The 13,369-nt window shown below is 65.6% G+C and carries 13 protein-coding genes; 6 read left to right on the top strand and 7 right to left on the bottom strand.

Annotated elements, in window-relative coordinates:
* Window positions 1–10: 10 nt before the first annotated feature.
* The 5 genes from ribH to L0C21_RS09285 all read left to right on the top strand — a co-directional run bounded on the left by ribH (window position 11) and on the right by L0C21_RS09285 (window position 4,922).
* Complete coding sequence (gene ribH / locus L0C21_RS09305) at window positions 11–448, top strand: 6,7-dimethyl-8-ribityllumazine synthase (RefSeq protein WP_259278088.1); 438 nt, start codon at window positions 11–13, stop codon at window positions 446–448.
* Window positions 449–454: 6 nt separating this feature from the next.
* Window positions 455–943 carry a transcription antitermination factor NusB gene (nusB, locus tag L0C21_RS09300; RefSeq protein ID WP_259278087.1) on the top strand — a complete coding sequence of 163 codons (489 nt, stop codon included), beginning with the start codon at window positions 455–457 and terminating at the stop codon, window positions 941–943.
* Window positions 940–1,914 (top strand): thiamine-phosphate kinase, encoded by a 975-nt coding sequence (gene thiL / locus L0C21_RS09295; RefSeq protein ID WP_259278086.1) that lies wholly within the window; start codon window positions 940–942, stop codon window positions 1,912–1,914. The genes nusB and thiL overlap by 4 nt, the downstream gene beginning before the upstream one ends.
* A complete protein-coding gene (locus L0C21_RS09290; protein WP_259278085.1) occupies window positions 1,898–2,419 on the top strand; it encodes a flagellar basal body-associated FliL family protein in 522 nt (173 codons plus the stop codon). Before thiL ends, L0C21_RS09290 begins: the two co-directional genes overlap by 17 nt.
* A gap of 406 nt (window positions 2,420–2,825) precedes the next feature.
* Window positions 2,826–4,922, top strand: a complete 2,097-nt coding sequence (locus L0C21_RS09285) for a sodium-translocating pyrophosphatase (RefSeq protein WP_374940256.1) — start codon at window positions 2,826–2,828, stop codon at window positions 4,920–4,922.
* Between the two features lie 344 nt (window positions 4,923–5,266).
* Here the strand turns inward: L0C21_RS09285 and L0C21_RS09280 are convergent, their stop codons facing one another.
* Window positions 5,267–5,758, bottom strand: a complete 492-nt coding sequence (locus L0C21_RS09280; protein WP_259278083.1) for a GNAT family N-acetyltransferase — start codon at window positions 5,756–5,758, stop codon at window positions 5,267–5,269.
* A gap of 198 nt (window positions 5,759–5,956) precedes the next feature.
* Entirely contained in the window at window positions 5,957–6,847 is an 891-nt protein-coding gene (locus L0C21_RS09275) for a branched-chain amino acid aminotransferase (RefSeq protein ID WP_259278082.1), read from the bottom strand.
* An 85-nt stretch (window positions 6,848–6,932) separates the two neighbouring features.
* Between L0C21_RS09275 and L0C21_RS09270 the strand changes: the two genes are divergently transcribed.
* Entirely contained in the window at window positions 6,933–7,421 is a 489-nt protein-coding gene (locus L0C21_RS09270; protein ID WP_259278081.1) for a MarR family winged helix-turn-helix transcriptional regulator, read from the top strand.
* A gap of 200 nt (window positions 7,422–7,621) precedes the next feature.
* Here L0C21_RS09270 and L0C21_RS09265 read toward each other — a convergent pair whose 3' ends face one another.
* From L0C21_RS09265 to L0C21_RS09245, 5 genes are all read right to left on the bottom strand, one after another.
* Window positions 7,622–8,245 carry a hypothetical protein gene (locus tag L0C21_RS09265; RefSeq protein WP_259278080.1) on the bottom strand — a complete coding sequence of 208 codons (624 nt, stop codon included), beginning with the start codon at window positions 8,243–8,245 and terminating at the stop codon, window positions 7,622–7,624.
* Window positions 8,242–9,075 (bottom strand): pyrroline-5-carboxylate reductase, encoded by an 834-nt coding sequence (gene proC / locus L0C21_RS09260; RefSeq protein WP_259278079.1) that lies wholly within the window; start codon window positions 9,073–9,075, stop codon window positions 8,242–8,244. The genes L0C21_RS09265 and proC overlap by 4 nt, the downstream gene beginning before the upstream one ends.
* A gap of 13 nt (window positions 9,076–9,088) precedes the next feature.
* The gene (locus tag L0C21_RS09255) at window positions 9,089–9,598 is read right to left on the bottom strand and encodes a type III secretion system chaperone family protein (protein WP_259278078.1); all 510 of its coding nucleotides are present in this window, start codon (window positions 9,596–9,598) and stop codon (window positions 9,089–9,091) included.
* A 126-nt stretch (window positions 9,599–9,724) separates the two neighbouring features.
* Complete coding sequence (locus L0C21_RS09250; RefSeq protein WP_259278077.1) at window positions 9,725–10,033, bottom strand: accessory factor UbiK family protein; 309 nt, start codon at window positions 10,031–10,033, stop codon at window positions 9,725–9,727.
* A 213-nt stretch (window positions 10,034–10,246) separates the two neighbouring features.
* Complete coding sequence (locus L0C21_RS09245) at window positions 10,247–13,369, bottom strand: efflux RND transporter permease subunit (protein WP_259278076.1); 3,123 nt, start codon at window positions 13,367–13,369, stop codon at window positions 10,247–10,249.

Raw genomic sequence — 13,369 nt, 5'->3', positions numbered from 1 at the left:
AGGTAAGTCCATGACCGCACCGCATATCCTTATTGTCGAGGCTCGTTTTTACGAGGACATCGCCGACGAACTGGTGAAGGGGGCCACGCAGGCTCTCGAGGCCGCCGGCGCAACGTGGGAGCGGATCGCCGTGCCGGGCGCTTTTGAGATTCCAGGCGCAATCGCCATGGCAGCCAAGAGCGGCAAGTACGACGGCTATGTGGCGCTGGGCCTCGTCGTGCGCGGCGAGACCACCCACTACGACTACGTGTGCGAGGAAAGCGCCCGGGGCCTGATGGATCTGGCGGTGCGGGAGCGGCTGGCCATTGGCTACGGCATCCTGACGACGGAGAATTTCGTGCAGGCGTGGGAGCGCGCCCGCGTGGGCCGTGGCAACAAGGGCCGCGCCGCCGTTGAGGCAGCCCTGACGATGGTCGATTACCGTCGTCGCTTTGGCGCGGAAGGTTGATTTGCCGTGACTGAACAGACCCTGAAACCCAAGACCCGTCCCGGCACGCCGCGCAGCGCGGCGCGTCTTGCCGCCGTGCAGGCGCTCTACCAGATCGAGATGGGCGAGGACGCGGTTGCCCGCGTCATCAAGGAATTCCACGATCACCGGCTCGGCAGCGAGATCGAGGGCGACACCTACATCCGGGCCGATCGCAACCTGTTCGATGATATCGTCTCGGGCGCGTGGGCGCGCCGCAGCGAGGTGGATCAGTTGATCGCAGGCCATCTGGCCGAGGGCTGGACGCTGGACCGGCTGGACCGGCCGATGCGCCAGATCCTGCGCGCCGGAACCTATGAGCTGCTTGCCCGGCCGGACGTGCCGACGGCGGTCGTCATCACCGAATATGTGGACGTGGCCCACGCCTTCTACGAGCCGCGCGAGGCGGCGTTCGTGAACGGCCTCCTTGACCGGGTGAGCAGCGCCACGGGCCGCAAGGCCGCCAACGCAAAGTGAAGGAGTTCGAGCTGATCGGCCGTTTGCTCGCGCCGATCGCTCGCGCGCCCGCTGCCCGTGGTCTTGCGGACGACGTGGCCGTGTGGCCCGCGCCCACGGGGCACGACATCGTTCTGACCAAGGACATGGTGGCCGAGGGCGTGCACTTCCTGGGCGAAGATCCGCCCGAGGCCATCGCCGCCAAGCTGCTGCGGGTGAACCTTTCGGACCTCGCCGCCAAGGGGGCAAGGCCGCAGGGCGTGCTCCTTGGGCTGGGGCTCACGCCCGCGCAAGGCGAAGACTGGCTGCGCTGCTTCACCGACGGGCTGCGGGCGGACCTTGAGCGATACGATGTGCAGCTGTGGGGCGGGGACACCATCCGCACGCAGGAGCGGCTGGTGCTCAGCCTCACCGCGATCGGGACGACGCCGCAGGGCACGGCGCTCAGCCGCGCCCACGCGCGGGCAGGGGATGAGGTTTACGTCACCGGCGCCATCGGCGATGCGTGGCTTGGCCTGCAAAGCCTCACCCGCAAGCTGGACCTGCCGGAAGACCACCGAAACGCGGTGGAACAGCGCTACCGCTGGCCCGAGCCGCGTGTGGACTTTGGGCGTGCGCTGCTGGGGCTGGCCCGCGCCTCGGCCGATGTGTCCGACGGTCTGCTGGCAGACAGCGGCCACATCGCCGAAGCCTCAAATGTGCAGGTGGTGCTGGAGGTGGCGCGGTTTCCGCTGTCCGCCGCAGGCGAGGCCTGGGCGGGCGAGGACCTCACCCGCCGGTTGCAGCTTGCGACGGGCGGGGACGACTACGAGATCGTCTTCACCGCCGACCCGGCCCAGCGCGATGCCGTGTTGGGGCTTTGTCAACGCTTTGGCCTTAGGGTCACGCGCATCGGCCGTGTCCTTCCAGGGCAGGGGCTGACGGTCCTTGGTCCGGACGGGGCGGAACTTGCGTTGACGACGTTGGGGTATGAGCATGGCGGAGAAGGCTAAGAACAAGGCGGAAGCGGACGGCGCTGCCGCGCCGAAGAAGCCCTCCAAGCTCGTGCCGATGCTGATGGCGCTGGTGGGCATTCTGGTCGGCGGTGGTGGCGCTGCGGCCTACTTCCTGTTGCTTGCTCCGCAGCATGATGGCGCCGCAGCGGAGGAGGCGCAGGCTCCGGCCGAGCCGGAGGGGCCGCCCGCGCTCCCGGAGTTCGTGGACCTCTCCCGCATGACCGTGCCGCTCGTCACAAGCGACGGCAAACTCAGCGGCTACATGAACCTCGACCTCAAGTTCGAGGTGAAGGCGGAAGACGCCGAGTTCGTGAAGGCGCGCATTCCCATGGTGCGCCACGCCATCAACGAAACCCTGTCCCACACCCCGATCGCCGATGCCCGTAACCCCCAGCTGCTCGACTACGACGTGGCCGAGAAGGTGCTGCGCGACGCCGTCAATCAGGTGCTGGGCAAGCCGGTGATCCACAGCGTTCGCGTCACCTCGGCCCTGCCGATCTGAGATAATCCGGTTTTTATTGCAGGAAGGGGCTCACCCCCTCCTGGCAACCTCCCTTTTGTTTGATCGGACCGCCCCCTTCAGGGCTGGGCGCGTTCCGGCAAAACGAAGGGGCAGGGAGAGTATAGACCCCCTGCGAAGAAAACCGACAGCCGAGGGATGCCCCCTCGGCTGCGAGATTGCTTGCAAGCCCCTGATGCATTTGCAACGATCCGCTCCGGTAGCAACGTGCAAGATGGATGATGCGGAGCCTCCTTTGACCCCTGTTTGCGGGTCATTGCTCCAGTGCGTTGATTTCGCTTGATTTTCCGAAGACAGGCCCAGCAGACGGCCGCCGGAAAATGCCCTGTCGTTGCGGAAGCGTCCATGACAACGAAGCCAGGTAAACCAAGGGGAATCGCTCGTGGACATACTCTATGCGTCTATCGGATGCGGGATCATCGCGCTGCTCTACGGCGTGCTGGCGGCCCGTTCGGTTCTGGGGGCCCCGGCGGGCTCCGAGAAGATGCAGCAGATCGCGGCTGCCATTCAGGAAGGGGCGAGGGCTTACCTCACCCGGCAGTATACCACCATCGCCCTGGTGGGCGTGATCGTTGCGGGGGTCATCTTCTTCACGCTGGGCCTCTATCCGGCGGTGGGGTTCGTTTTGGGCGCCATCTGCTCGGGACTGGCCGGGTTCATCGGCATGAACGTTTCGGTCCGGGCCAATGTCCGTACCGCCGAGGCCGCCCGTCATGGGCTCCAGCAGGGGCTGACGCTCTCGTTCCGCGCCGGGGCCGTCACCGGCCTTCTGGTGGTGGGGCTCGCGCTCCTGGCCATCGCGGTCTACTTCTTCGTGCTGACCCGGATGCTGGGCCACGCCGTCAATGACCGGGTGGTCATCGACGCCCTGGTGGCGTTGGGCTTCGGCGCCTCGCTCATCTCCATCTTCGCGCGGCTGGGCGGGGGCATCTTCACCAAGGCGGCGGACGTGGGCGCGGACCTCGTCGGCAAGGTGGAAGCCGGCATTCCAGAGGACGACCCGCGCAACCCGGCGGTGATCGCCGACAACGTGGGCGACAACGTGGGCGATTGCGCCGGAATGGCGGCCGACCTGTTCGAGACCTACGTCGTGACCATCGGCGCGACCATGGTGCTCTCCGCCCTGCTGTTCGGCGCGGACCAGGACTCCGCCCTGCTCAGCAACCTTATGGTGCTGCCGCTGGCCATGGGCGGCCTGTGCATTCTCACCTCAATCATCGGCACCTTCTTCGTGAGGCTCGGCAAGTCGCTCAACATCATGGGGGCGCTCTACAAGGGCTTCTGGGTGTCGGCCATTCTTGCGGCTGTCGGCTTCTGGTTCCTCATCCCCTACGTGGTGGGGCCGGGCGGCGGTGCGATCACCGCAGGCGGCATGACCTTCACGGCCCAGGACCTGTTCATCTGCAGCCTCGTCGGGCTGGCGGTAACCGCGCTCCTGGTGTGGATCACCGAATACTATACCGGAACCAATTTCCGGCCGGTGCAGTCCATCGCCACGGCGTCGGTGACCGGCCACGGCACCAATATCATCCAGGGGCTGGCGGTGAGCCTGGAGGCGACGGCCCTGCCGACCATCGTCATCTGCGCGGGCATGATCTTCACCTACAGCCTGGCGGGCGTGATGGGCATCGGCTTCGGCGCGACGGCCATGCTGGCCCTGGCGGGGACGGTGGTGGCGCTCGACGCCTACGGCCCGGTGACGGACAACGCGGGCGGCATCGCCGAGATGGCGGGGCTCGACAAGGATGTCCGCAAGAACACCGACGCGCTGGACGCCGTTGGCAACACCACCAAGGCCGTCACCAAGGGCTATGCCATCGGCTCGGCAGGGCTGGCGGCGCTGGTGCTGTTCGGGGCCTATGCCGCTGACCTTCGCACGTTCTTTGGAGAGCTGACCATCGACTTCTCGCTCTCCAACCCGTTCGTGGTTGTCGGCCTGTTGCTCGGCGCGCTGCTGCCCTACCTGTTCGGCGCGCTCGGCATGACTGCCGTCGGCCGCGCGGCGGGCTCCGTGGTCGAGGAGGTGCGGACCCAGTTCCGCGACAACCCCGGCATCATGGCGGGCACCGCCAAGCCCGATTATGCCCGCACGGTCGACCTCGTCACCAAGGCGGCGATCAAGGAGATGATCCTGCCCAGCCTCCTGCCGGTGCTGGCCCCGATCGTCGTCTACTACGTCATCTCGGCGGTGGCCGGGCAGGCGCAGGGTTTTGCGGCGCTCGGCGCGCTGCTGCTCGGCGTCATCGTCGGCGGGCTGTTCGTCGCCATCTCCATGACCTCGGGCGGCGGCGCGTGGGACAATGCCAAGAAGTTCATCGAGGACGGCCACCACGGCGGCAAGGGCTCCGATGCCCACAAGGCCGCCGTGACCGGCGATACGGTGGGCGATCCCTACAAGGATACCGCCGGGCCCGCCGTCAACCCGATGATCAAGATCACCAACATCGTCGCCCTGCTGCTGCTGGCGGCACTGGCGCACGGGTAGGGGGTATCTTGTTGCAGGAAGGGGCCCCGTGCGCGGAGGTGCACAAACTCAAGGGTTCCCCCTCCTGGCAACCTCCCAATCGTTTTTGGGCCGTGTCCTTGATGAAGGATGCGTCCGATAAAACGAATGGGGGATGGGATCTTAAGGGGGACCGAGTCCCCCTTAAATCCTTCTCTGAAATTTAACATAAACTAAAATCGCCGCTAATAGGTCTAAAACGCCCGTACAGAGGTTTTCGCCTATGGCGGCTATGGTGGTAGCGGGCAGGTCTGTTTTGGCGCTGTAAGAGGCCTTTACGGGGCTTGTGGGGCCATTCCAGATGCTGAAGGGACGGCGATGATGCGTCAGGCGGGTTGGGTGAGGTCCTGATAGAACACCAGCGCATCGACGAAGCCGAGGTGCGGGTGCTCGAATGCGCCGGGCAGGCGGCCCACGATTTCAAAGCCGAGGCTTTGCCACAGGCGCACGGCAGTTTCGTTGGTGCTGATGACGAAGTTGAACTGCATGGCGCGGTAGCCGAGGTCGCGGGCAAGCTTCAGGGAGTGCTCGCACATGCGCCGCGCAACGCCCCGGCCGCGGGCGGCGGGCGAGGTCATGTAGCCGCAATTGCACACGTGCCGGCCGCCGCCGGCCTGGTTGGTCCGCAGGTAGTAGGTGCCGAGGATCTGTCCGTCCTCCTCCAGCACAAGGGCGTGATGGCCGGGCGACAGCCAGTAGGCGAGGGCATCTTCCCGGCTCATGTCGCGGTCGAGCGCGTAGGTTTCGCCTGCCCGGATCACCGGCTCCAGAATGGCCCAGATGGCATCCCGGTCCTCAGGGGTGGCACGCCTAATCATGAAGCACTCCTCCAGGCAAGCAACTCCACGCCGAGGACAGACCAATTCGGCTGCAAGGTCAAGGTGCTGGCTGGGTTCCAATTGGCTTTTGGAAGCGGGGAAGACCGTGCCCCTGGTGAAGGGCGGGGCGGAGAAAAACAAATCCCCCCGGACGGGCGGGCCATCCGGGGGAGTCTTGAAATTGGCCGGTGGGGCCGATCAGGCGGCGTTGGTCAGGCGGCCCCAGACCAGATTGTCGTAATCCGTCAGCAGCTGGCGGGTGATTTCGCCGACCGTGAAGTGCCACGGGCCGATCTGGGACACGGGCGAGACCTCGGCGGCGGTGCCGGTGAGGAAGCATTCCTCGAAGTCAGACAGCTCTTCCGGCCAGATGGCGCGCTCGTTGACGGTGATGCCGCGCTTGCGGGCCAGCTCGATCACGGTCTGGCGGGTGAGGCCGTTGAGGAAGCAGTCCGGCTCCGGCGTGTGGATCGCGCCGTCCTTCACGAAGAAGATGTTGGCGCTGGTGGCCTCGGCCACCCGGCCCCGGTAGTCCATCATCATCGCATCGGCGCAGCCCTTCTCCTCGGCGGCGTGCTTGGAGACGGTGCAGATCATGTAAAGGCCGGCGGCCTTGGCGGCGCTCGGCGCGGTGTAGGGGGCCGGGCGGCGATAGCGGGCGATGTCCAGCTTCAGCCCCTTCAGCCGCTCTTCCATGGAGTAGTAGGACGGCCATTCCCATGCGGCGATGGCGACGTGGATTTTCGTCTTCTGCGCCGAAATCCCCATCTGCTCAGACCCGCGCCAGGCGACCGGGCGGATGTAGCAGTTGGTAAGGCCATTGGCCTTCATCAGTTCATAGCAGGCGGCGTTAATCTCTGCGTCCGTGTACGGAATGTCGAAGCCGAGCATATTGGCCGAGGTCCGCAGGCGGGCGGTGTGTGCTTCCAGCTTGAAGATCTTGCCGTCGTATGCCCGCTGTCCTTCGAAGACCGACGAGCCGTAGTGCATCGCATGGGTCAGGACATGCACCGTGGCCTCGCGGTGCGGGACCAGCTGACCGTCGAACCAGATAAAGCCGTCGCGGTCATGAAAAGGACGCTCGGACATGGAACCTCTCTTGGTGGCTATAAATTCTAATATTCTTCTACGTGGGGGGTTGTGTTCGGTAACATTCTAAGCGATATAAGTCAACATGGCTGACGCAAATTCCCTTGCTTCTCCCCTGTTCCTGCGTGAGGCTGAGCTTCGCCGCGGGATTGAGCTGCTGTACTTCGGTTACAGGGATTTCACAAAGGGTCCTGATGCGCTTTTGGAGAAGCATGGTTTCGGCCGGGCGCACCACCGGGCGCTTTATTTCATCGGCCGGAGGCCCGGTCTTTCGGTATCGGAATTGCTGAAGCTGCTCTGCATCACCAAGCAGAGCCTGAGTCGGGTGCTCTCTGATCTGCAGAACAAGGGGTATGTGGTGTCGTCTGTCGGCCACCACGACAAGCGCCAGCGCCTCCTTTATCTCACCGAAACGGGCGCCGAGCTGGAGCGGGAAACCTTTGCGGCCATTCGGGACCGCATGGCCCAGGCCTATGGGCAGGCCGGGCCGCAGGCGGTGGCGGGCTTCTGGGCCGTGCTGATGGGCCTCATCGAGGCGGACCAGCAGGCGACCGTTCAGGACCTGATGCGGTAGGGCAGTTTAATTTTCAGATAATTACAAGGGGGACGCATCCCCCATCCGTTTCAGGGACGCACCCGGCCAAACCGATGTGCGGCCCTTTGAGTTTCAACCGGTTGCCCAATGCATGCAGGGCGCGTTCCGATCAAACGAATGAGAGGGCAGGAGGGGCTAAGTCCCTCCTGCGAAACAAAAACCTATCCAGCGCTTTGCCGTCAGGCGACCGGAGAGGGACCCGCCGCGGGGCCGCTCTGGCGCGAGGACTGCCAGCCCATGCGGTTGCACCAGCGCTCGGCGCGGCTGAGCGCCTGATCGAGCGCCGCCATGGTGCGCGACATGTCGGGCGTGTCGTCCTGCAGCCAGGTGCGGGTGACGGAGAGGTAGAGGCACGTCAGTCCCTGCACCCGAGCCATGCCGGCAAGGCCGCTGGTGTTCATGCCTGCCGCATCTGCGATCACGCCGAGGGAGCGCGGCAGCTGGCAGGCGAAGAAGGCGGCAAGGCCGGGATCGGTATAGGAGGCGTTTGCCAGGTTTCTGACCGCGCCCTTGTAGGGCTGGTGGGCGTCAAACCGCGCCATGATGAGATCGAAAAGGCGGTCGCGCGTGCTGGGGCCGGCATCGGCCATGTTCACGGAGCGCAGGGCGGCGATGTCTGCGCGGCGGCCGAACTTCGCCAGCATGTCGAAGCGATTTCCGGCCGTCATCACCAGCTGCCAGACGGGTATCCCCGCCTCGGCAGCAACGGTTTCCAATGTGGTGTCTCGCCAGCCCTGCCGCTCGATCACGGCCATGAAAGCATCAAGGCAGCGATCAAGATCAGCCAGGGGTTCTGAGGTCATGTGTCCTGTCCGAGCTCCCGGCTGCGGTTGTACGCAGCCGTCAAGGTTGCCTGGATCAGGGGAGCCAGTCCTTGCTCGCTCATCAAGATGCTCAGCCCGGCGGCGGTGGTGCCATTGGGGCTGGTGACCTGGACACGCAACGTCGAGGGGTCGTCCTGCGAGCGTTTGGCCAGCTCTCCTGCTCCGGCAACCGTATCACGGGCCAGATCCAGTGCCAATGCCGGGGGCAGGCCGAGCTTCGCGCCCGCCGCCGCCATGCATTCCATCAGGTGGAAAACATAGGCCGGGCCGGAGCCGGAAAGGGCGGTCACCGCGTCGATGAGCGCTTCTTCCTCAACCTCATAGGCCGAGCCGACCGCCGAGAGCAGGTTCTTGGTGAGCGCCCGTTCGTCCGGCGTAACTTCCGGGCGGGCGACGATGACCGTCGCGCCCCGGCCAACCGCTGCCGGCGTGTTGGGCATGGCGCGGATGAGTCGCGGGTGCCCGCCGGTCAGCTCTTCCATCCGCTTGAGGGTGGTGCCCGCCGCGACGGAGATGACCAGCGTATCCTCGCCGATCAGCGGGCGGAGAGTGGGGAGAACCTTGCCCATCATCTGCGGCTTGACCGCCATCAGGATGGCGCGCGGCACGGGGCCGCCCTGCGGCACCTCGGTGAAGACGTTGGCCGGTTCCGCGCCATACGCCACGGGGCGGTCGACGCCGGACGGCTCGATGACCCTGATGGCCTTGGGGGAAATGCCGGCGGCAATCCAGCCCCGGAACAGGGCCCCGCCCATGTTGCCGCAACCAACCAGAAGCAGCGGACGATCCGCCGTGAACTCAATACTCATTCTACTTCGCCACTCACGCTTCGCCTTGGGGGTCCAAAAGAGCAGCCTCCATCGCCTCGGACGGGCGCTTGCCCGCCCACAGGACGAACTGGAAGACCGGGTAGTAACGCTCGCACTCACCCACGATGGACTCAAGGATGGTGTGCGCCTGGGACGAGGACAGGTTGCTGCCGTCGTCGTCCATCACGATGGCGTGGCGGAACAGGATGCTGCCATCCTGCGCCCACATCTCGAAGTGCCCCAGCCACAGCCGCTCGTTGATGAGGCCCAGGGTTTCGTAGATGGCGGCGCGCTTGGCATCCGGCACGCGGATGTCGAGCATGCACGCCAGCTGGATCACCTGGTCGTCCCGGTGCCAGAAGGCGCGGAGCTGATAGGCGTTCCAGCTGCCAGGAGCCGCAACGATCAACTCGTCGTTGTTATCGCGTTCGTAGGCCCAGTCCCGCTCCGAGCAGCAGTATTCGAGTACCGACAGCGGGTCAGCGTACGACGCACCGACATCGTCCAACTCGAGCGCAGTCATGGTGTCTCCTGACATCGACAAAAGTGGAGCCGTGGCTCCAGACGCTAGAAATAGTCTCACGGACCATGGGTATCCGCAAGGCGTGGTAGGCAGCCAGACCGCAGAATCTTGTGGACAAACCTGGGGTTAAATGGTCCCGGTCGGCGATTCGGAGCCGTTTTCCGAGGCAGGGGCCTGGGGAGAAGACTGACCCCTGAGGGCCGCTTCCAGCGCCGCGACGCGGGCCTTCAGCTCCTCGTTTTCCGTGCGGGCGCGCTCGGCCATGGCCCGTGTCGCCTCGAACTCGTCGCGGCTGACCAGATCAAGGCCGCCCACCACGCGTTCCACGCGCTGGCGCACGAGGGCCTCGATCTCGCGCTTCATGCCCGCCAGCGCGCCGACGGCGCCGGTGGCAACCCGCGACAGATCATCGAACAGGCGGTTGTCAGTCTGCATGTGGCTCCCTCATCCTTGCCAGCTGGGCACAAACCGGGCGCGAAACGGCGAACCGTCTCCCGCGCCATTACGCCTGAGGTAGAGGTCTCGGGCGGCGCGCACAAGGCTTGGCATCGGGAAAAGTGGGGCAGGGCCTGTTTCTTATAGCAAAGCCGCCGCGAGGAAGGCCCCGCGGCGGCTCTGGTTTCTCCGTCCCCCTGTTGGGCCGAGGGACTATTCGGCGGCTTCTGCCGTGACCGTCTGGCTTGCCATCTGGGCCTCCAGATCCCGCGTCACCGCCTCGGGCGAGCGGGTGTAGCGCGCCAGCCGGTTGTAGATGACCGGGATGACATAGAGGCTGAGGACGGTGGACAGCGACACGCCGAACACGATCACCGTGCCGATGGACTGGCGCGAGGCTGCGCCCGCGCCGCCCATGATGACCAGCGGCACCGCGCCGGCAACCGTGGCGATGGAGGTCATCAGGATCGGGCGCAGGCGGCGCTCCGACGCGCTGAGGATGGCGTTGCGGATGGAATGGCCTTCGTCGCGCAGCTGGTTGGCGAACTCCACGATCAGAATGCCGTTCTTGGTGGCAAGGCCCACCAGCATGACGATGCCCACCTGACTGAAGATGTTCAGCGTTGCCCCGAGCAGGTGCAGGCCGAGCGCCGCGCCTCCCACCGCCAGCGGCACCGTGAGGATGATGACGATGGGGTGGATGAAGCTCTCGAACTGGGCCGCCAGCACCAGATAGATGACGACGATGGCGAAGATGAGGGCGAAGATGAGGGCCGAGCCGGCCTCCTTGAACTCCCGCGACTCGCCCTTGTAGCCGATGGCGACGACCTCGGGGTGCTTGAGGGCCTCGTTCTCCAGGAACGACAGCGCCTCGCCCAGCGAGAAGCCGGGGCCGACGTTGCCCTCGAGCGTGATCGCGCGCAGCCGGTTGTAGCGGCCGAGCGTGCCCGCGTCCGCGAACTCGTCGAGGCTGACGAGGTTGGAGAGCGGGATCAGCTTCTGCGTGGTGGTGGAGCGCACGTACATGTTCTCCAGGTCCGATGGCGAGAGGCGGTGCTCCCGCTGGGCCTGGAGGACCACGTAATACTCCTCGCCGCGGTCGATGTAGGTGGTGACGCGGCGGGAGCCCATCATGGTCTCCAGCGTGGCGCCGATGTCCGCGACCGGCACGCCCAGGTCCGCGGCGCGGGTGGTGTTGATGTGCACCTGCATCTGCGGCTTGGTTTCCTTGTAGTCGGAATCCAGGCCCTGGATGCCGGGGTAGGTGGCCGCCGCCGCGATGATCGCGTCGCGCGCCCGCGCCAGTTCCTCGAAGGACGAGCCGCTGATGACGAACGAGATGGGGCGGCCCCGGCCACCGCCCAGAGAGCTGTTCTGGTTGGCGAAGGCGCGCACGTTGGGCATGTCGTCCAGCCTCGCCTGCAGCTGCTGGATGACGTCCTGGGTGCGGATGTCGCGGTTGCCCCAATCCTTGAGAACGAGCGAGGCCGAGGCGCTGGTGAAGTCGCCGCTGGAGCCGAAGCGGCTCGGCGCGCGGACGATGAAGCGCTCGACCGGCTTGTCGCCGCCAACAAACTCCATCAGCCGCTTTTCCAACTCCAGCGTGGAGTCGATGAGGGCATCGAAGCCCATGCCTTCCGGGCCGACGATCGTGACGCGGGCCATGCCGGTGTCCTCTTCCGGCGCCAGCTCGCTCTTGAGCGTCATAAGGCCGAAGATGGTGAGACCGAACACGGCAACGCAGGCCAGCCCCATCAGGACCCACCGGTCGAGGATCCGGTCGAGCGAGCGGCGGTAGGCCGCGCCCAGGCGGTTGAGATACTCGTCCACCTTCCGGTTGAAGCGGTTGGGCTTCACGTTGCCCTTGAGCATCTTGGAGCACATCATCGGCGTCAGCGTCAGCGAGACGATGAGCGAGACGCCCACCGCGCCGATCATGGCCGCCGCCAGCTCGCGGAACAGGCGGCCAACGTTGCCGCCCAGGAACAGCACCGGCACGAACACCGCCATGACGACGACGGTAGAGGCGATGACGGCGAAGCTGACTTGTCCCGCGCCGTTGTAGGCGGCAAGGAGCGGGGGCTCGCCCTTCTCAATGCGGTGATAGACGTTCTCCAGCACCACGATGGCGTCATCGACCACAAGGCCGATCGCCAGCACCAGCGCGAGCAGGGTGAGCAGGTTGAGCGAATAGCCCAGCGCGGCCAGGAGGATGAACGCGCCGGTGAGGCTGATGGGCACGGCCACGGCCGGCATCAGGGTGGCGCGCATCGACCCCAGGAACAGGAAGATCACCACCACCACGAGAACGGCGGCCTCGCCGAGGGTGTGATAGACCTTGCTGATGGACTCGCTGATGAAGACCGACGTGTCGTAGTTGACGAACAGCGACATGCCGTCCGGCAGGGTGCGGGCGACTTCCGGCACCAGGTTGCGAATGGCCTCGGCCACTTCCACCGTGTTGGCGTTGGACTGCCGCACGATGGCAAGGCCAACGGCCGGTTTTCCGCTGTTGTGGTAGAAGGTGTAGGGGTTTTCCTGCCCCAGCTCGACCTGGGCGATGTCGCCCATGCGGACCAGATAGCCGTTGGCGCCGCGCCCGATGATGAGCTTGGTGAAGTCCTCCGGCGTCACGTAGGGCCGGTTGATACGAAGGGTGAGGTTCTGCTCGGTCGACTCGATGCGGCCGGCCGGCAGCTCGACGTTCTGCGTGCGAAGCGCCCTCTCGACGTCCGCCGTGGTCAGCTGATAGGCGGCCAGGCGTTCCCGGTTGAGCCAGATCCGCAAGGCCGGGCGGCTGCTGCCGTAGACCTGCACGCGCGCAACGCCGTTGGTGGCGCTGAAGCGATCCACCAGATAGCGCTCGGCGTAGTCCGCCAGCTCAAGGAGGCTGTGCTTGTTGCTGGTCAGGCTGAGGAAGATGATGGGCTGGGCGTCCGTGTCCACCTTGTTGACCTCGGGTGGATCAGCCTCCTCCGGCAGGTTGTCGAGAACGCGGGAGACGCGGTCGCGCACGTCGTTGGCGGCGTCGTCGATGTTTCGCGAGATGTCGAACTCGATGGTGATGTCGGAGCGGCCGTCCCGGCTGGCGGAACTGATCGACTTCACGCCCTCGACGCCGGAGATCTGCCCCTCGATCAGCTGGGTGATGCGGCTCTCGATGACCTCCGCCGCCGCGCCGGTGTAGTTCGTGTCCACCGAGACGACGGGAATGTCGATGTTGGGATATTCGCGCAGCGGCAGCCGCGTGAACGAAATGATGCCGAACGCGATAATCAGCAGGCTCAGCACCGCCGCGAACACAGGGCGGCGGACAGCAATGTCGGAAAAACGCAT

The organism is Pedomonas mirosovicensis (genome assembly GCF_022569295.1).
Taxonomy (GTDB): domain Bacteria; phylum Pseudomonadota; class Alphaproteobacteria; order Sphingomonadales; family Sphingomonadaceae; genus Pedomonas; species Pedomonas mirosovicensis.
Note: the sequence above shows the minus strand (reverse complement) of the source record. Positions and strands in the feature narration are given on the sequence as shown.

Excerpts from the sequence above, each read along its gene's own strand:
- ribH (WP_259278088.1), top strand. The coding sequence starts at position 11 with ATGACCGCACCGCATATCCTTATTGTCGAGGCTCGTTTTTACGAGGAC.
- L0C21_RS09290 (WP_259278085.1), top strand. The coding sequence starts at position 1,898 with ATGGCGGAGAAGGCTAAGAACAAGGCGGAAGCGGACGGCGCTGCCGCG.
- L0C21_RS09280 (WP_259278083.1), bottom strand. The coding sequence starts at position 5,758 with ATGATTAGGCGTGCCACCCCTGAGGACCGGGATGCCATCTGGGCCATT.
- L0C21_RS09275 (WP_259278082.1), bottom strand. The coding sequence starts at position 6,847 with ATGTCCGAGCGTCCTTTTCATGACCGCGACGGCTTTATCTGGTTCGAC.
- L0C21_RS09270 (WP_259278081.1), top strand. The coding sequence starts at position 6,933 with ATGGCTGACGCAAATTCCCTTGCTTCTCCCCTGTTCCTGCGTGAGGCT.
- L0C21_RS09265 (WP_259278080.1), bottom strand. The coding sequence starts at position 8,245 with ATGACCTCAGAACCCCTGGCTGATCTTGATCGCTGCCTTGATGCTTTC.
- proC (WP_259278079.1), bottom strand. The coding sequence starts at position 9,075 with ATGAGTATTGAGTTCACGGCGGATCGTCCGCTGCTTCTGGTTGGTTGC.
- L0C21_RS09255 (WP_259278078.1), bottom strand. The coding sequence starts at position 9,598 with ATGACTGCGCTCGAGTTGGACGATGTCGGTGCGTCGTACGCTGACCCG.
- L0C21_RS09250 (WP_259278077.1), bottom strand. The coding sequence starts at position 10,033 with ATGCAGACTGACAACCGCCTGTTCGATGATCTGTCGCGGGTTGCCACC.
- L0C21_RS09245 (WP_259278076.1), bottom strand. The coding sequence starts at position 13,369 with ATGCGTTTTTCCGACATTGCTGTCCGCCGCCCTGTGTTCGCGGCGGTG.